This window comes from Hymenobacter arizonensis (assembly GCF_900115775.1).
GTDB lineage: Bacteria > Bacteroidota > Bacteroidia > Cytophagales > Hymenobacteraceae > Hymenobacter > Hymenobacter arizonensis.
In genome coordinates, this window is the sequence record NZ_FOXS01000001.1 from 408,131 (window position 1) to 424,366 (window position 16,236).

Here is a 16,236-nt window from a genome sequence, read left to right on the forward strand (position 1 = left end):
CCGTTGGTTTCTTCGAATTCGAAGTCTCAAAGATAATTTTTTTGGCCAAAGGGTGGGTTTTTGAGTTCCGCCCGTATATTTGCACCCGCTTCGGACGGAAGCGGAACCGACCTGGAGAGGTGGGTGAGTGGCTGAAACCAGTAGTTTGCTAAACTGCCGTAGCTCTAAAGGTTACCGGGGGTTCGAATCCCCCCCTCTCCACTATAATGTTGGGTTGCGAAAGCTTCCCGCTGGGGCTCCACCCAGTAGGTAGCACTCTAAGCTCAACATTATTTTTTTCGGGGTGTAGCGTAGCCCGGTATCGCGCCTGCTTTGGGAGCAGGAGGTCGTAGGTTCGAATCCTGCCACCCCGACATTTGTTTACCCCGTTTCGACCCCGTAGCTCAGCTGGATAGAGCAACTACCTTCTAAGTAGTCGGTCTTTGGTTCGAATCCAAACGGGGCCACAAAAAAGAGCCTTGGCATAATGTCAAGGCTCTTTTTTGCTTCTGGGGGGACGGTCTAGGGGACAATGAATTAATTCTCTCAATTAACTAAGCTGCATGGATTGCTATTGTAGCACCAAAAATCCCCTTAACCTTACTCCCTAATTTATCTACTCCCAATGTCGATACCCATAGAAGCCGCGTTAAAGCCGCTTTTTGCTAGCTTGAAAAGGCTTCATATTGGTGAATACCTTCATACAAAAGATTTTGAGCTTCACGCGCTTGAAGAAGGGCTGGATGACCTGTGGAAAGTCTGCATGAAGGAGGTGTACAGTAAAAAGAAGTTTATAGCACTAGGGTTCGGTGTTGAGATAGAAGACCATGAGGAAGGGCTTATGTATGCGATGAGTGTGTGGTACACCAAACGGCCAGATACATTTCACCACTTAATACTGCCAATACTGACCAGGTTTGCGGAATGGACGCCAACAAAAGTTGATTATACATCTGTTCTGCTACGTCTTGAAGCATTACAGGTGGAAAGCAAAGCGCTTGACCAGTTTGCACAATCCTACGCAATGATTCAAGAAGGCAAGCCCGGTGAATTTAAACAGGAACGGCCAGAGCTAAAGAAGAGCGAGGTTGACAGCAAAACGAATACAGAGGCAACTCTCCAGGTCGCTCCCGTGAATACCAAAATAAAAAGAGTCTTTATTAGCCATGCCTCCAAAGACGTAAAGTATGTGGAGGAGCTAATCGACTTGCTTAAACTGATTGGATTACAGAAAAATCAGATTTTTTGCACGTCTGTTCCTGGCTATGGCATTCCCCTAGGCGCAAACTTTCTTTCGGAGATTAAGGACCAAATAAGCAACGAGGTCCTAGTCCTGTTTGTGTTCACTTCAAACTTCTATGCCAGCCACGTATGCTTAGCCGAACTGGGAGCTGCCTGGGTCCTGTCGAAGGAACATGTGCCGATTGTAGTGCCTCCCTTTGGGTTCGGAGATATAAAGGGTGTGTTGCCTAACACGCAAGGAATGATAATTAATGATGAATTACAAGTAAATGAGCTAGCTAGAAAGATAGAATCCTTGTTCGGCCTAGCAAGTCATTCGGTGAACGACGATTGGGAGCGGAGTCGCAAGCGGATAATTGAGCGGATAAACCATAGCATCGCCCAAGATGCCGTTGCGAGAGCGTTTTCTGAAGGTAGCGCGAAGCCTCATGAATGACGAAGCGCGTAGTTTAGGTACTCCTCAAATCGCTTGCTACCTCTTACCGACGGATTGAATTTTTTATGCCCTTCTTCTACCGTGTTTTTCGACACCCGCCCGGTGAAGATCTGTCGCTGACCCTTGCGCTTCCCGAAGGTACAGAACCGATTTACCTACCGGCCAATTGGCATACCAGAGAAGATGCTGCTGCCGTGCTTGCCCAGCGCTACCCGGAGGGCTTGTCGAATCACGGCAGGCAATACCTCTTTAATCGATTTTACAGTATAAATGACCAATGGGGAGAAAACTACACTAGTCACATCCCCCTTGTGGAACTGGTCTTCGAACTAACGCGGCTTGCTCAATTTCCTGAGCGCCGGTCCCGCTTTGCCGCATTCTTTGGTTGTGAAACGCTGGAAGATGCGCAGCGATTTCGGGCAGAGCGTTGTAATGGACAAGGCATCATATGCTTGGTTTCCTGTGAGCAATACTTCCGTGCTGATATGAATTCCCTGTCTTTAGGGGCGGGAATCCCCAGTGCTTTTGTGCTATCGGAGCGGTACTGGCGCGGTGAGGCCGGCCCTAATCCTTTTTGGGAAATACTCATGCAGGGACCCGTTTCCATCTTAGAGCAAATAGACCCAGCCCCACGGGCCAAGTAATTCATTCGTCGCCTTTCACTTTATATATGAGCATCCTAACCGACCACTTGAACCGATTTTCGGGCGCCCAACCTGGCGAACGTCAGTATGAAGAACTAATCAATAAATGTGAGGCTTTGCGCTACAATCATCAACAACCCAGGGCGCTATTGATAGGTAGTGAAATTTTAGCAAGCATTGAAGCTTTTTTAACCGAACGTAACACAAAGCCCATGACGCTGCAAAGTGCTGGTTTTGGAGCCGGAAGGAATATTCCGATAATAATAGACGAAGACAACCCATTAGGAGTAATGGTGTTGGTTGAGGGCTAACTTTTGACAAGGTATGCCCATCGAAAGAGGCTTGTAAACACGCTTTGAATCTTGGTCAACCGTCTTGCAATGCTGCGCTTGTTCTCGCTAGACGAGGGGCGTCGACTATGATTTGAGATGCCTAAATCCTAATCTATTCTTGGTCTATGCCTATGCCTAGCATTTTCCCGTACGCCGTTAAAACTCTTATACGCACTCTGTTCACACTAATTGCACAATTTAGCTAGGGCTTATTTGCCGAAAACATGCGTAGTTTCGACGGGTTCAGCCATGGGTGTCTGGTTTACGTCTCAAAAGGATTAGCCTAGGTGCACAGCAGCAAGTACACACGATAGGTAAAATGGGCAGCATCCCAGAAAAGCAGGGCCTACGAAGCCTCTCAGCGCTTTACAGCAACGCAACACTCAGAGGAATTCTAAGTGAGGGAAGCTTGTGCTCCATCAAGGCTAGGGTTAGCAAACATAAAGGTGTTTTAACTGACTCTGAAGACGCTATTAGCTTCGGCTTCCTAATGTCAGCTCTGTACAACACAATGAGCACGAGCTACTGCAACGAGTACGTATATAAGAATTCGATTTTAAATAAATTAATTCTAAAGCACTATCGCTTACATACGACCACACTGCTGAATGAATTTAAGATAGGTAAGTCTATTGCCGACCTTATTTTAATTAATGGCGAGGTCAAGCTTTTCGAATTGAAAACAGAGTTAGACACGCTTTTACGTCTGGAAGCACAGCTGGAAGACTACAGAAAAGTAGTAGAAAAAGTGTATATCGTTGTTAGTTACAAGCATATAGATTCAATTAAAAATCGATACAAAGACACTTCATTTGGAATTATAGAATTAACCAAAGAACTGGAATTGGGAATTCACAAGGAAGCAGAGACTGATAAATCCGGTTTTGACCACACGGTATTGTTTAAGTTACTGCGAAAGAAAGAGTATGAATCTATCATTGAGGAGGCCTTTGGCACTGTTCCTCAAGTCCCAAATACCGGACGTTTCGCTGCCTGTCTTGAGCTTTTGAAAGACATCGAGACGACCGAGTTTCAACGCCTTGTTTTTAAAGAACTAAAAAAACGAAAAGTAAGCGAGCCTGATTTGCTCCTTAGCTCCAACACCCCTGAAGAGCTTAGATTTCTTTGTCATTCAATGGACTTAAAGCCCAGCCAGTATCGCGTACTGTTTAATTTGCTAAGTCAGACTCTATAGCATGTATCTACCCTACCTACGCGGCAAACAATTTGAGTTGCTGGCCTTGCGCGAGTCCATTAACCTTATGGCGCGAAAATCGGACAAAATTTCGCCCATCATCGAGCCAGTAAAAAAAGTATCCGCTTCTTTGGAGCGGTGCATGGCAGATTTAGCTAACGCTAATATCAACTTTAGCATCATTTTAAATCCAGCGGTAGGGGAGCTACAAAAGGATTATCATGTCATTCTTAACGCTATAAAGTCGTCAATATATGGATATGAGAACTTCCAGTTAGCGTTTCTAATCGATTCTGAAGCTTCCTGGCAACGCCTTGCATACATAATGCAAGTTGTAGACTTTCCTTTTGGCGGAATTACGCTGATTCATAATCTTGAATTTAAGGACGTAAAGGACAGACTAAAAAATGTCAGGAATGTTAAATTTAATCTAATCAATTACGGGGCCACGAGCAGAAGATATCATCGCAACTTTTCGGATAGCACGAAGATTTCCTTAGATGATTATTTCAAATCCAAAGCCAGAAATTCTGAATACAGTAAAGTAGAAGACGAGATTTTCTCGGATGAATACAAATTCTTTTCAGATGAGGGATTTAATGGCTTCTCTGACTATTTAACCCTTGGTTCGGTTTATTCGGATGCTGGTTTTCTACCCTATGCGGTTGCCATACACTTAACTTACCTCGGGCCTGAGGAAGTGATAAAAGTGAGGCATTTCGTCTGTGATTCGACCGAAGACAACACCGACACTGCTGGAAAATTCAAAGAGGCGCTGCATAAATTGATTACTTGGCTTTACGATAATCATCATTCAACTGCAGCAGTTGAAGAATTTAAACAGTTGCACTTAAATGAGCACTTCCCTGGTCTAGGTATAATCAAGAAGCTATCAATACAAAATCACCTGCAATTACTGTTGAGGTTGTTATAAATTATGCGGTGTTGTGGTGATTGTTTTTCGAGCTTATACATAAAGCCCATTATTCACGCTTTCTCTACAGGGTTGGGGTCGTGTGATTTCTGTTTGAGCCAAAACGTTTATTTGTGTGACCCTCGAGAAATAATACCGCAGTTTAGAAGCTTGGTGGACCTGTATGTGCCCGCTGAAGCAGCTGCGTCGGCAGGGTACAGTTTGGATGGATTGGGCGGGTCAATTGGGCCCCTAAGTGAAAGACTGCTGATTGATTTTGGTCCTTTATTGTTTAATACCGAGGACCCAATCAAAGTGCAAAAGTTGCTTGAAGCTATTTTTGAGGAAGAGCTTGCCGATTACCGTGTGGTTTTCTCAGAGGTGGTGTTGTTTGAGCACCTTTGCGATTTTTCGGCTTATGAAGATTACCATAAACTCGCAACAGAGTGGGAAAACTTTGTTAACGAAATCAAAAATCAAAATAGGTTTCACCTGTCCAGTCAAGTAAATCTAAAGGCAATTGAGCGATTACTTGGCAACCATGTAAAACACTACCCGGCAGGCAAAATATTTTATAGGGGCCGAATATCTGAAAGCAATGGGTACGTAAAAGAGGAAATGGGGAATCCTCCTTCTGCATCAGCAAGACCAGGACGGGCAAACCCCGCTGGTATATCCTATCTATATCTTGCCGAGGGCATTGCCACTACCTTGTATGAGACAAGAGCAGCTCTCTTTGATTATGTAAGTATTGGGGAATTCACTGCCAATCAGGAAATCAGAGTAATCAATCTAAGAGAGCCTCAGATTTATGACCCTTTGCAATTAGCGGAAGCAGAAAGGTTAAAGGACTTCTTACTGCATTTGCCTTTTCTTCAAATTTTAGAAAAAGAACTTTCCAAGCCTGTGAGGCGGAGTGACAACGAGTTGGACTATTTGCCTACTCAGTACTTATCTGAGTTCATTAAGTCGTTGGGTTATGACGGTGTGGAGTATAGAAGCTCTCTTAACCCAAGCGGTTATAATGTTGCTATTTTTAATCCAGAGAAGTTTGAGTGTAAGAAGGCGTATGTGCACGAAATACACAAAATCTCATTTTCTCATTCCAAGCTGTAACTCTCGTTAGCCTTATGATATTAAGGCCGCCATTCCAGAGTTAATAGCTTAACAACAGATTGCTGTTGGCTCGCCGCATAGCAGCAATCTGTTAAAAATCTACATCAAAACTCGGCACCGGATAATGAACACATCCGCAACCCTCACGCCTTCACCAGAACTATTGCAGAAACTAGTGTCGTCTCCTCTGTAAGATGTACTGGCCTGTTGCACCTCGACCTGCAGCGAATCATTGCTACAGGTTGAGGCACTCGGCTCAATCCTCAACTCGCTCAGAGATGAGATGGCGCAGCTGACACCCCAACTTAAGGAACGGCTTTGACAAGTTGGCTAGTAGTCAAGGCCGGCACGAACCGGCGCGCTGGGCGGCGCACCTCAGCCGGGCGGGCCGAAGGCGCCGGGGCGGGCACGTCCCATTCGGCCCACGTGGCCGGTGCTTCGGGCAAGGCCCGTAGCGGGGCAGGAGCGGGGCGCGGCGTAGCCGGGCCAAACACCCGGTCGAACTCATTAACGAGCGTGGTATCCAGAATCTTGGCGTACACCTTTTCGGTCATGGTCACCGAGCTGTGCCCCAAAAACTTGCTCACCACTTCCATGCGAATGCCCCGGTTGAGCATCAGCACCCCGGCCGTTTTGCGCCCGACGTGGCTCGTCATTTTCTCGGGGGCAATGCCGCAGAGTTCGCCCACCTGCTTTAAGTAGCGGTTGTACACTTGGTTGCTGGGCACCGGCAAGCGGCCCTGGTACTTGTGCAGCAGCCGTTCGGCCTCCGGCAAAAGCGGAATCACGCATTCGTAGCCTTTTTGCAGGGTGCTTTTTTGGCGAATTACCCGCAGCACTTGCCGCCCGTGGGCGCCCGCTTCGGTATCACGAGCCACGTTCAGCGCCGCCAAATCGGCGTAGGCCAGCCCGGTCCAGCACTGAAACACAAAGCAGTCGCGCACCCGCTCCAAACACGCCACCGGCATGCCGTTATCGGTCAAGACCTCTAGCTCTAGTTCGGTCAAGTAAAGCAGCGGTTTGGGGGCAGCCAGTTTGTAGCGGTACAGCTCCATCGGGTTCTGCTCCAACAAGTCCCGCCGGACGCCCCAGGTCAGCACCTGACTCACGTTCTGCAGGTTCTTGAGCGCCGTGTTGCGGGCGTGGCCCTTGTGGCCCATCAGCCAGTGCAGCAGCCGGTCGGCCATGTTGTGGGTGAACTCTTCCGGCCGCAGGTCGGTCAGGCCCTGTGCGGCTAGAAAGGCACGCAGGTTGCTGCGGCGGCTTTGGTGCTGCACCAGCGTAGCCGGGCTAATTTCCAGCCCGACCAAGCGGGTTTGTTCGGCTAAAAACTGCTCAAACAAGCCCAGCAGGCTCAGGCCGCACCCGTTGGTCTGGTAGCGGCTCAGCAGCCGCTTGGCCGTTACCGGCTTGCCTTGGCGGTCGAAATCGGCGGCCAAGTCCGTTAGGCGGTCGCGGAGCTTCACCAGTTGCTCGTTGGCGGTTTTGGCGGCTTCCGACCGGCCGCGCAGCCGCCCTGCCCCGGCGTCCCAGTCCCCGTAGGTAGTGGCAATGCCGGTCGTAAAGACCGCCGTCGCGCCCCGCACGGTTAAGCGGCAATACACCGTGCCGGGCGTAGTGGGCAATTTTTCCGGCTCGGTGAGGCGGCTCTTTTTTCGGAATAGAAACAGAATCGATACCCGCGTTTTCATACCGTGCGGCCCTCTCCCTCGTTAGCGGCGGTGGCTTCGGCTTGCTTGTCAAGCAAAGCGGCTTCCTCTGTCCAGTAGGCCAGATTTCGTTCGGCTTCCAGTTGCCGGGCAAAGGCGGCCGAGCAAATATCATCGTTCAGCTCCTGCATAATCCTCGCCATTTCCGAGCCGAACAAGGGCACCGTAAAGACCTTGCCGGTGGCACTGGTGACCGCTACCGACACAATGCCCGTGTCGAGCGCCTTATCGGCGGCCTTGCGGCATTTGGTGGCTTTTTTCAGCCCCTTGAGCGCCTTGCGTACTGCTTTCTGTGCGTAGTTCATGAAATGCCTTCCTACTAATTGTTGAAAATGGACAGGGCAGCCAGTTCCCCGGCAATGGCGGGGTGCAAGCGATTCGTGCGCGGGCAGCGGCCGTAGGCCGTAACCGCCGCCCCCGAGCGGGCGGCGGGGGGCGTGGGCTGGGTTTGCGAGGTGAGTTCGGCAATAAGTTGTTTCGCTTCCGAAACCGTGTATTTGTTGATGTTCAGCAGCACCCGCGTTTTCACCGGGCGGCTTATCAACATGTGGTTGCATAGTCGAATGATTTCCTCTTTCTGCGTGCCCGTGGCCCATGCCACCGGGGCTAGCTCACGCCCTGAGAGCAAGGTCAGCAGGTTGCAGTACCACTTCACCAGCACCTCGGGGCTTTGGCAGTTGGCGACGCTAACGGCGGTTTTGGCCTGCTCTTCGGCCGTAGTGTAGGGAGAGTAGTTCACGGTGTCGAGTACCATGAACTTGAGTTCAGCCAGGCGGGTGGCTTCGGATTGGGCTATTGACGCAGCCGAGTTGGGGGTGTACATTTGAGGTGTGAAATGGGGTTTGAAAAAATCCCAGCTAGACGGGCCGTTGACGCGGCTTTTGTCGAGAGGCTAGTCGTTGACGCGGCTGGCCTCTTTGTCATTACTGGTAGTCCGTTTGACTGATGTAAAGGTAATAGCTATTTTGGAAAACACAAGGTATTTACAGTTTATTTTCCAAACAAATTAATTGGAAAAACCTTGTGAATAAATACGAACAATCCATTACCTTTACCCTATGAAAACACCAGCCACCGAAGAAGATAGGGCCGCTCGTCGCGCCGCCCGCAAGCCGATACTTAGTGTTGAGTGCGAATCCAAGGAGCAAAAAGAGCTTTTTGACCGCGTAGCGAAAGAGCGGGGCGTAGCTACGGCCTCCTTAGTTCGGATGCTTATTCTTGACGAAGCCCGGCGCTTGGGAATTTCTTAATCCATGCGCAGCATTTTATGGAACGGCTTGCTGGTTTTCCTTTCCTACTACGCCAATAATCTGGTGCATGAAATGGGGCACTTGGTTACAGGTCGCCTGTTTGGGTTACCCATGCACAAGGTCTTTATTGCGTTATCGCCGGCCAGAAGCCAGCCCGCCCAGCCCACCTTTTCATTATTCGGGGTGGCGTTCTATATTGGCATATCATCGCTCGTTTCTTTTGCCCCGGTGAATGAGTACCGGTTGAAGCGCGCTACGCCACGGGCTCGCTTCTGCATGAACCTTGCCGGACCCCTTTGCGGCGCCCTGTTTGCAATCGGATGGATACTTTTTTTCTGGAATTGGACGCAAGGCATTATTGGCGCATTATGGGTGCTGATACACCTCGAAAATCTTCAACCCAAATCGCCCGAGCAGGGCGGTCCGAATGATGGCTATGGGGTAGCGGAAGCATGGCGCGAAATCAAAGTAGCTAAAGCTAATCCCTGAAAGCTGTTTCCATGTGCGGCGTAGCCGACATAGGCCACCATTTGCGCGGGGCAATCATTTCTCTCTTATCCCTCTGGGCTTTTTGTAGCTTGGTGGCCGTGTACTTGTACCTTGCCAAATGTCTATCCAGATTTCTATCGAACGTCAGAGTCAACTTTTTCGGCAGCACTTTGAGGAAGAAAACAACGACCGCATCATTTTCTCCGGGGCTTTTGGCATTGGGAAAACCTACTTCCTAGATAAGTTTTTTGCTTCGGCTAACAGGGATTACCTAGCCGTGAAGCTGGCTCCGGTGAACTACTCAGTTTCAGCCAACGAAGATATTTTCAAGCTCATCAAGTATGACATCTTGTTTGAGTTGCTGCTGCATCACGGCCTTAAGCTCGATACCGACTCGGTGTTAATAAAGTGGGACGTGGCTTATGGCTTGGCGCTCCCAGGTAAGGTGCAAAGCATCGCCGAAGGGCTTATGAAGGTGCTGCCGCTCCTCAACAAATCAGCCGAAGACATCCCTGCCGTGGTGGCCGCGTTGCACGCGTGGTTTACGGCGGCGCGAGCAGTCGAAACAGAACGGACCGTTCCCGGCGCCGACAGCGATATCGAGAAATTTGCTGAAAGCGTTGGCAACATCTTTTCCTTGGAGGCCGACCACGTCACGGCGTTTTTAGAAGAAAGTTTGACCCGCCTCGCCGCCGACAAGCAGGCCAAAGCCAAGGTGCTGATTATCGATGACCTGGACCGCATCGACCCAGAACACATTTTTCGGTTGTTTAACATTTTTAGCGCGCACCTAGACTACCACAAAACCAACCGCAACAAGTTTGGCTTCGACAAGGTGGTGTTCGTGTGCGACATTAAAAACATCAAAAACATTTTCCTAACCCGCTACGGAGCGGACACAGACTTTTCGGGCTACATCGACAAGTTTTACAGCAAGGATGTCTATTTTTTTACTAATACAGAAGAAGTAAGAAAGGCAGTAGTCGAACTTGTGCAAGCAATTCAGTACAAGGAGGAAAGTGCTTGGTATTATCAACAGTACATCTTGCAAGGCGACCGCGACAACGGCCGCAGTTTTCTTGAGGTAGTGTTGACCGAGTTGGTGTATGCCGAGGCACTCATGGTGCGCCGGATTGTTACGTCCTATAAATCCCCGAGCCAGCTAGACAAAGAGCTAGGGTTTGCGGGTTCTGTAGAGCGGCAAGTCATGGACTATCAGCTGCCCGCGGCTATTGCGCTCCGCATTTTGTTCAAAATCCTAGGAGGAAGCGAGCCCATGGATAAAGCACTGCGCCGGTTGATAAAATACGAGCGCAGTCCCGAGTACATACGATTCGCTAGGCAGCACGAAGACTGGTTAGTTGGCATGGTGTTACCCATAGTGGGCTGGAGTCAGCACCGCTTTGGAGAAAACCCCACATCAAAGCACGTCTATAGAAACCCTGATGAAAGAGAACAATCCTGGTCCTATAATCTAATTAAGGTTGGTCATAATAACAGCATGTACTACGCCATGCTGCAAGAGCTACACGGGACAGGTTTCGCTAATGTCCAAAGTGTGAATCTGCACTTAAATTTCTTTACCCTGCTACACCAAGCCTTCCTGCTTTTAGAAAAAATAGGCTACCTACGGTAAGCCACTTGCGCAGCCGTACAACCCATACCTTAACCGCAGTCGACATAGGCTCCTGTTTGCTCGGAGCAATCGGTAGGGCTTTGTTAGCTTGCCAGTTCATCTATCTTTTTCTACCCTCATGAACAGCATTAACATCAACGGCAGCGTGCACACCGGGCAACAGATTGTCATCACCAACGGCCGGGTGTTTATTGACGGCCAAGAGGTGACGCCCGACGGCAAGCATATCACCATTACGGTGAACGGCAACCTAGGCGCTCTTGAAGCCGATACCTGCCACACCGTTAACGTTGCTGGCAACTGTGGCACTATTCAAACGACTTCGGGTGGGGTGGAAGTTGCCGGACACGTGGCTGGCTCGGTCAGCTCGATGTCAGGCAATATTTCCTGCGGCCCGGTGGGCGGCAACGCCTCCACCATGTCAGGCAGCGTTCGCCATGGGTAAGGCCTGGCAAGGGCGGACCACTAATAATAACGTTATTTTCAACTGTGATGACTATGGTGACTATTTCCACAATGTTGACAATGTCTACAATGTTGACACAAAAAGTAATGACCTAAAATTCAATTACTTGCGTACAAGAGTCGCCGTCCTAGCGTCAATTTCACCACACAGGTCTACAACAAACCCGTATGTTTGTACAAGTTTTGGTGCTTGTAGAGGCACAAAAACCAAACAAGGGGCCGAGCCTCACGGCGCAGCCCCTTGCCTTACTTAATCCAATGAGCGGCTGCCGACAGGGCGCTACCACTCACAAGAAACCCCACGAGCCACTTCACTAGCTCGGGAGGCATTCGGACTTTGAATTTTACTTCAAAAGCCGTTTTCGCGCTGTCCTTTTTCATCCGTCAAGAAGTAAAGGGTGCACAATACCCCCACACTTCTCGAAGCCCGGTCTGTTAGCGCAGCCGGGCTTCTCTTTTTACGGAGTAGCCGTTGGGCTGGGGGACATACCTAACGCGAGTGGGCCAAAGGTAAGGGGGCCTTTTCCTAGTTGATACCAGATATCCGTATTAACACTTATCCTAAATTTCCGGAGAAAAAACGGCCTCTTTTCCGGAATTGTGTCCGGTAGCAGCCTGTAGCGTAGTTTGGTAGCATGAAAATTCTACTCGCGCTCTGTCTCTGCTTACATTCGCTCACTGCCAATGCCCAGGACTGGCCGCGCAATCCCAAAACCAACAAGGTGGAATTTTCTGGCGTACTGCCGTGGCCCGCTGCCGTCAAAACCGAAGCGCAGCGGCAAGCGCTGGTGCGGCGCTGGTATCTGGCTAAGCTGACGACGGCATCAGTCGCTAGCGTAGACGCGGATGCAGCCACCAATAAAACTAACGGCCTGTTAACCTACGCAGGGCTGCCCAAAGTCGCTGTTCTGCGGGTTGGTACAGGCGATTCGGCGCGGTTCCTTGTGTATCATGCAGCTATTACCAGCATCAAAGCAGGCGCAAGAATTCGACTTGATTCCTTTGAGCTAAGCCAGGGCGACTACGAGGCTACCCCATTAGAACCATTCCTGAGTTCTGCTGCTAAAAGCGAACAAGCCGCCCTCGCAACATTGCGAAAGCGGCTTGTTACTGCGGTCAAGGGATGGAATTAGAGTTCTGCCATTGCTTGGGCATCGTCAACCTCGCTAGCTAAATAGCGATAGCGAAGCGCTGTTTCATGGTCTGGTACTATGGGCGGCTTTTCGGCAATGGCCTTATTTGAATCAGCCGTGCTAGCCGTATGTCTTAGCATCTGCTGAAGCAACGCATTGGTCTGCTGCACATCGGCCCGCAAAGCGTCTACGCTAACTGCTGACGCACCGCCCCCGCTAGCCAGCCCGCCCACCGAGGGCAAAGTGCCGCCACTGGCGTAGTGGCCTGGGTAGTATCCGGCTGGGGGCGGAATAACATGATACGGCAGGTTTTGGAACGACGCCGCAAAATCGTTGGGCGTGAGCGTGCGGGTGCGGCCGGCCGTGCGAATCAACTCCAGCGCCCCGGCATTGCGCAGCGTGGCGTCGGTGGGCGTGATGGCTTCACCGCCTTCGGCTTCGCCGTAGAAGTGGCCGTAGCGGCTGAACAAGGCAATGCCCCCGCCTTGGTGGCTAGGGCCGCGCAAAACGCCGTTGCTACCTAGGGCGCCGGTACCATCCTGAAACGTGGCTGCGGCGCTCTTCATGGCAAAGATACCGGTGCCCAGCGTGGCTGCGGCGGCTACTGCAAGGGCAATGTTGTCAATGCCGAACTTGCCCTTGCTGGCAATGTCTACCAACGTTTGTGCGGCCTTGATGCCCAACAGTAGCGCTTCGACGGCGGTGCTGGCGGCCGAGAGTTGGTTTTGCTCTTTCTGCAAACGAGCTTTCTCTTTAGCGGCGGCCTGCTCTTGTTTGGCGGCCTTGGCTTTTTCGCTGGTCAGGCGCTGTTCTTCGGCCCGTTCTTTTTCCAGCTTGCCCAGCAAAAAGTCTCTTTTTGCGCCCGAACTTTCCGCCAATGCCTGTTCGTCGGCCTGTCGCTTGCTGGTAACCGCACTGAGCTGGGAGTCTAATTCACCGAGCCGCGTCTGGGCTTCCTGAATTTTGGCATCCGCCGCGTTCAGGCCCTCGGTAAGCATGGCACTGACCGCGCCGCTGACGCTCTGGGCAATGTCAGCAAAGGCGGCATTGAGCGAGGCTTTGACCGCTTCCACGTCTTCGGGTTTCACCCCGAACAGCCCGATTAGAATGGACCGGCCCAAATCAGCGCCTTTCTTCGCTCCCTTGCCTAACCCTTCGGTGTAGAGGTCGATGGCCTTTTCCCCGGCCGCTGCCATGAAGCGGTTCTTAATGTCGGCATCGGCCTCGTCCAAGCCCTGCTGCTGGGCGCGGTTGGCGTCCCGAATGGCTTGTTCGCGGTTGTTGTACTCGATTTGCAGCAGCAACAGGGCCTGGTAATCGGCCTCGCGTTGGGCTCGCTGCTTTTCGGTGCCGTCCCTGTCCCCGGCCAATAGCTGTTCCGCAAATTTGAGGCGCAAATCCAGCGAGTCTTTGCCTTGCTTTTCCAGCAGGGCCACCTCTTCCTGCTGCGCTAGCACCAAGGCGGCCCGGCGCTTTTCGGCTACCTGTTGCTCGTACTGAATGGTTAGGGCGCTAATCTCATCTTGCTTGGCAATAATAGCCGCTTGGTCAGGCTGGGCGGCTGCCTGCAAAACCTTTAATTGGTTTTTCTTGGCCTTTAGCAATTCTCGAAACGCATCTTCCCCTTTGGCGGCCTCAATGGCGGCCACGCCATCTAAGCGGGCCTGAGTGGCCGCCACTTCTGCGTCATACAGTTTCTTTCGGTGATTAACCCGCAACAAAACCAACTCTTTGAGCACGTCTTCCGACTGCTTCAACTCGTCTTTGTTGTTGCGGTCCAGTAATACATAACGGTCTTTGAGCTGCTTTTCTTCGGCCGCAAACGTGTCTTTGCCCTTGGCTTTGGCAATCTCAATCAACCGGGCGTTGTGCTCTACCTGTAAAGCGAGCTGTACCTTATACCCTTCGAACATAGACTCCTGAAAGCCGGCATTGTAAGCGTCGCCAATTTTCTTGCCGGCCCCGCGCATGGTGGCTGCTGCGCCGCTAAAGTCCCCGGTCACAAACTTGGTAAGGGCTTCCGCGCCCGCTTTGACTGATGCAATCAACCCGTCAAATAAGCCGCTGGCCGTGGCTTTCACCCGAGCAAAACCGGCCTCGCTGCCCACGACGGTCTTGGTTAGCTTTTCCCAGTTCGTAACCACAAAGGCAAGGGCAATGATGAGCAAGCCAATGCCAGTGCCCGCGATGGCCAGGCGCGCCGCTTTGCCGCTGCTGGTGGCCGCCTCGCCACCAGTTAGGTAGGCCCTAGCAGTGGCCAACAGGTTTTTGATGTTGGCCCGTGATTCGGAATTGACGGCCTTGCTAATGGCCTCAAAGGCCGAAGTCACGGCCACCACGGTTTGCATCTTTTTCTCGTACTCTGCTGCGGAGTTAGCCGATAAGCCGAGGGCCTCGCCTGCGGCCACGCTGACGCCCACTACGCCGGCTAGGCCGTTGGCCATGTCCACAAAGGCGGCTGCACGCTCCTTGGGTGCTAGTGCATCCAACGAATCTTCTAACGATTTGAGGTCGCCTTTGCGCCGACCAAGCGCCAGCAGGGCCGCATCGTACTCTTTGGTGCCGATAACGGTGAGGTTAAAGGCTTTCTCCAGCGCCTCGACTTCGGCCCGCAGCGCGGGTACAGTGCCAGGCTTGATGTCATCCAGCGATTCGGATAGGCCGTCGATTTCGGCTGTTAGGGATTGCACCTGCTTGGCAGCAGCGGCCATTTGCGCGACGATTTTCTTACCGGCGTCACTGTCTTGGCCGAGCCCCTCGAGCTGGGCGTCTAGCTCCTTTAATTTTTTCGTTGCGTCCGCGAGTTGGTTGCGGGCATCGTCCATCAAAATGGAAATCGTGTATGTCTTCTGGGTATTGGCCACGGGAGTTATTGCTTAGTGCGGCGCTCCTGTTCGGCAGCGGCGACGCGGTGAAAACACAGGGTGGTTAGGACGTCTTCAGCGCTTTTTTCACGTGCCGTGTCCAGATTGCAATAAGCCACCGCACTATATTCCAGGAGCGCCCCGGTGAAGCCGAAGGCCGCGAGAGCGTTTCCAGTGCGTTCAGCGTCTGTTCGACCACGGGACGAACGGCCAAGTACCTCTGGATAGGTAGAGCCCAAGACGCGGAACGCTGCCAAAAATCCAGCAGCAGGGCATAGCCAATGGCCATGGGCAGCGAGGTAAAGGCGGCAGCCGAGGCTTCCACCACAGCCGAGGTTAGCTCGCTGCCTTCGGGCTTGTAGAGCACGGCCAGCAGGTGCGGGGCCGCGGCCAGAGCATTGCCTTCGTACTCGCGTAGAAAAGCGGTTAGCCCCTCTAGCTGACCGGCGCGAATCTGCTCCAAGTTGGCGGGGGCAGGCACGTAGGTAATGCCCAGGTGGCGGAAGGAGTTGGGCGGGGTGCCGGGCATCGGCAGTGGCCCATCCAACAAAAAGGGTGCACCACGCAGGATAGGCAAGCATAAGCTCACATCATCTAAAAATGGTTGCGCGGGTAACTCGCACAGGGCCGCGAGGGCGCGGCAGCGGTCGGGCCAATTGGTGGCGACTGCAAGGGCAGCATAGTGGGCTAAGCCCACTTCAGACCAGCTGCGAGGCAAGCGACCGGTTATGACAACGCCGTCGCTGTCGGTAAGGGTAATGTTCTTCATATAAAGTGAGAATGAGTGAGACCAGGGGCGATTTTGGCGGCACAGAGGCCAGGGCAAACCGTCA

The 16,236-nt window shown here is 51.7% G+C and carries 16 protein-coding genes and 3 tRNA genes; 14 read left to right on the forward strand and 5 right to left on the reverse strand.

Annotated features, from left to right (window positions below; translation table 11 throughout):
• Positions 1 to 113: 113 nt before the first annotated feature.
• The 9 genes from BMZ66_RS01700 to BMZ66_RS01740 all read left to right on the forward strand — a co-directional run bounded on the left by BMZ66_RS01700 (position 114) and on the right by BMZ66_RS01740 (position 5,857).
• Positions 114 to 201: transfer RNA gene (locus tag BMZ66_RS01700), tRNA-Ser, on the forward strand.
• A 78-nt stretch (positions 202 to 279) separates the two neighbouring features.
• Positions 280 to 353, forward strand: a tRNA-Pro gene (locus BMZ66_RS01705).
• A gap of 19 nt (positions 354 to 372) precedes the next feature.
• Positions 373 to 446 (forward strand) — tRNA-Arg (locus BMZ66_RS01710).
• Between the two features lie 158 nt (positions 447 to 604).
• Positions 605 to 1,657 (forward strand): toll/interleukin-1 receptor domain-containing protein, encoded by a 1,053-nt coding sequence (locus BMZ66_RS01715; protein WP_092668332.1) that lies wholly within the window; start codon positions 605 to 607, stop codon positions 1,655 to 1,657.
• A gap of 65 nt (positions 1,658 to 1,722) precedes the next feature.
• Positions 1,723 to 2,301 (forward strand): DUF2441 domain-containing protein, encoded by a 579-nt coding sequence (locus BMZ66_RS01720; protein ID WP_092668334.1) that lies wholly within the window; start codon positions 1,723 to 1,725, stop codon positions 2,299 to 2,301.
• Between the two features lie 26 nt (positions 2,302 to 2,327).
• Complete coding sequence (locus tag BMZ66_RS01725) at positions 2,328 to 2,612, forward strand: hypothetical protein (RefSeq protein ID WP_092668336.1); 285 nt, start codon at positions 2,328 to 2,330, stop codon at positions 2,610 to 2,612.
• A gap of 340 nt (positions 2,613 to 2,952) precedes the next feature.
• Positions 2,953 to 3,828 (forward strand): sce7726 family protein, encoded by an 876-nt coding sequence (locus BMZ66_RS01730; RefSeq protein WP_177204552.1) that lies wholly within the window; start codon positions 2,953 to 2,955, stop codon positions 3,826 to 3,828.
• Position 3,829: 1 nt separating this feature from the next.
• Positions 3,830 to 4,762, forward strand: a complete 933-nt coding sequence (locus BMZ66_RS01735) for a sce7725 family protein (RefSeq protein WP_092668340.1) — start codon at positions 3,830 to 3,832, stop codon at positions 4,760 to 4,762.
• Between the two features lie 165 nt (positions 4,763 to 4,927).
• Entirely contained in the window at positions 4,928 to 5,857 is a 930-nt protein-coding gene (locus BMZ66_RS01740; protein WP_177204553.1) for an RES family NAD+ phosphorylase, read from the forward strand.
• Positions 5,858 to 6,162: 305 nt separating this feature from the next.
• Here the strand turns inward: BMZ66_RS01740 and BMZ66_RS01745 are convergent, their stop codons facing one another.
• Genes BMZ66_RS01745 through BMZ66_RS01755 form a run of 3 tightly spaced genes read right to left on the reverse strand, consistent with a single transcriptional unit; the run spans position 6,163 to position 8,389 of the window.
• Complete coding sequence (locus BMZ66_RS01745) at positions 6,163 to 7,548, reverse strand: site-specific integrase (protein ID WP_092668344.1); 1,386 nt, start codon at positions 7,546 to 7,548, stop codon at positions 6,163 to 6,165.
• The gene (locus tag BMZ66_RS01750) at positions 7,545 to 7,871 is read right to left on the reverse strand and encodes a hypothetical protein (protein ID WP_092668346.1); all 327 of its coding nucleotides are present in this window, start codon (positions 7,869 to 7,871) and stop codon (positions 7,545 to 7,547) included. Before BMZ66_RS01750 ends, BMZ66_RS01745 begins: the two co-directional genes overlap by 4 nt.
• A 14-nt stretch (positions 7,872 to 7,885) precedes the next feature.
• A complete protein-coding gene (locus BMZ66_RS01755) occupies positions 7,886 to 8,389 on the reverse strand; it encodes a hypothetical protein (protein WP_092668348.1) in 504 nt (167 codons plus the stop codon).
• A 235-nt stretch (positions 8,390 to 8,624) separates the two neighbouring features.
• Between BMZ66_RS01755 and BMZ66_RS01760 the strand changes: the two genes are divergently transcribed.
• The 5 genes from BMZ66_RS01760 (at position 8,625) to BMZ66_RS01780 (ending at position 12,539) form a co-directional block, all read left to right on the forward strand.
• Positions 8,625 to 8,816, forward strand: a complete 192-nt coding sequence (locus BMZ66_RS01760) for a hypothetical protein (protein ID WP_092668350.1) — start codon at positions 8,625 to 8,627, stop codon at positions 8,814 to 8,816.
• 3 nt (positions 8,817 to 8,819) lie between these two features.
• Entirely contained in the window at positions 8,820 to 9,305 is a 486-nt protein-coding gene (locus BMZ66_RS01765) for a site-2 protease family protein (RefSeq protein ID WP_092668352.1), read from the forward strand.
• Positions 9,306 to 9,423: 118 nt separating this feature from the next.
• Positions 9,424 to 10,941 (forward strand): P-loop NTPase fold protein, encoded by a 1,518-nt coding sequence (locus BMZ66_RS01770; protein ID WP_092668354.1) that lies wholly within the window; start codon positions 9,424 to 9,426, stop codon positions 10,939 to 10,941.
• A gap of 118 nt (positions 10,942 to 11,059) precedes the next feature.
• Positions 11,060 to 11,386: a hypothetical protein gene (locus BMZ66_RS01775; protein WP_092668356.1), complete on the forward strand. Its 327-nt coding sequence runs from the start codon at positions 11,060 to 11,062 to the stop codon at positions 11,384 to 11,386.
• Positions 11,387 to 12,041: 655 nt separating this feature from the next.
• Positions 12,042 to 12,539, forward strand: coding sequence for a hypothetical protein (locus BMZ66_RS01780; RefSeq protein WP_092668358.1), 498 nt, complete (start codon positions 12,042 to 12,044; stop codon positions 12,537 to 12,539).
• Here BMZ66_RS01780 and BMZ66_RS01785 read toward each other — a convergent pair.
• Both BMZ66_RS01785 and BMZ66_RS01790 read right to left on the reverse strand, forming a co-directional pair.
• On the reverse strand, positions 12,536 to 15,403 hold the full coding sequence (locus BMZ66_RS01785; RefSeq protein ID WP_143080007.1) for a coiled-coil domain-containing protein: 2,868 nt from the start codon (positions 15,401 to 15,403) through the stop codon (positions 12,536 to 12,538). The two genes, BMZ66_RS01780 and BMZ66_RS01785, sit on opposite strands and share 4 nt — an antisense overlap.
• Before the next feature lie 64 nt (positions 15,404 to 15,467).
• Positions 15,468 to 16,172 (reverse strand): hypothetical protein, encoded by a 705-nt coding sequence (locus BMZ66_RS01790; RefSeq protein WP_143080008.1) that lies wholly within the window; start codon positions 16,170 to 16,172, stop codon positions 15,468 to 15,470.
• Positions 16,173 to 16,236: the final 64 nt, after the last annotated feature.

What these genes read in the sequence shown, in the direction of transcription:
- BMZ66_RS01730 (WP_177204552.1), top strand. Translation starts at nt 2,953, where the DNA reads ATGGGCAGCATCCCAGAAAAGCAGGGCCTACGAAGCCTCTCAGCGCTT.
- BMZ66_RS01755 (WP_092668348.1), bottom strand. Translation starts at nt 8,389, where the DNA reads ATGTACACCCCCAACTCGGCTGCGTCAATAGCCCAATCCGAAGCCACC.
- BMZ66_RS01725 (WP_092668336.1), top strand. Translation starts at nt 2,328, where the DNA reads ATGAGCATCCTAACCGACCACTTGAACCGATTTTCGGGCGCCCAACCT.
- BMZ66_RS01735 (WP_092668340.1), top strand. Translation starts at nt 3,830, where the DNA reads ATGTATCTACCCTACCTACGCGGCAAACAATTTGAGTTGCTGGCCTTG.
- BMZ66_RS01775 (WP_092668356.1), top strand. Translation starts at nt 11,060, where the DNA reads ATGAACAGCATTAACATCAACGGCAGCGTGCACACCGGGCAACAGATT.
- BMZ66_RS01715 (WP_092668332.1), top strand. Translation starts at nt 605, where the DNA reads ATGTCGATACCCATAGAAGCCGCGTTAAAGCCGCTTTTTGCTAGCTTG.
- BMZ66_RS01770 (WP_092668354.1), top strand. Translation starts at nt 9,424, where the DNA reads ATGTCTATCCAGATTTCTATCGAACGTCAGAGTCAACTTTTTCGGCAG.
- BMZ66_RS01765 (WP_092668352.1), top strand. Translation starts at nt 8,820, where the DNA reads ATGCGCAGCATTTTATGGAACGGCTTGCTGGTTTTCCTTTCCTACTAC.
- BMZ66_RS01745 (WP_092668344.1), bottom strand. Translation starts at nt 7,548, where the DNA reads ATGAAAACGCGGGTATCGATTCTGTTTCTATTCCGAAAAAAGAGCCGC.
- BMZ66_RS01790 (WP_143080008.1), bottom strand. Translation starts at nt 16,172, where the DNA reads ATGAAGAACATTACCCTTACCGACAGCGACGGCGTTGTCATAACCGGT.
- BMZ66_RS01750 (WP_092668346.1), bottom strand. Translation starts at nt 7,871, where the DNA reads ATGAACTACGCACAGAAAGCAGTACGCAAGGCGCTCAAGGGGCTGAAA.
- BMZ66_RS01760 (WP_092668350.1), top strand. Translation starts at nt 8,625, where the DNA reads ATGAAAACACCAGCCACCGAAGAAGATAGGGCCGCTCGTCGCGCCGCC.
- BMZ66_RS01720 (WP_092668334.1), top strand. Translation starts at nt 1,723, where the DNA reads ATGCCCTTCTTCTACCGTGTTTTTCGACACCCGCCCGGTGAAGATCTG.
- BMZ66_RS01780 (WP_092668358.1), top strand. Translation starts at nt 12,042, where the DNA reads ATGAAAATTCTACTCGCGCTCTGTCTCTGCTTACATTCGCTCACTGCC.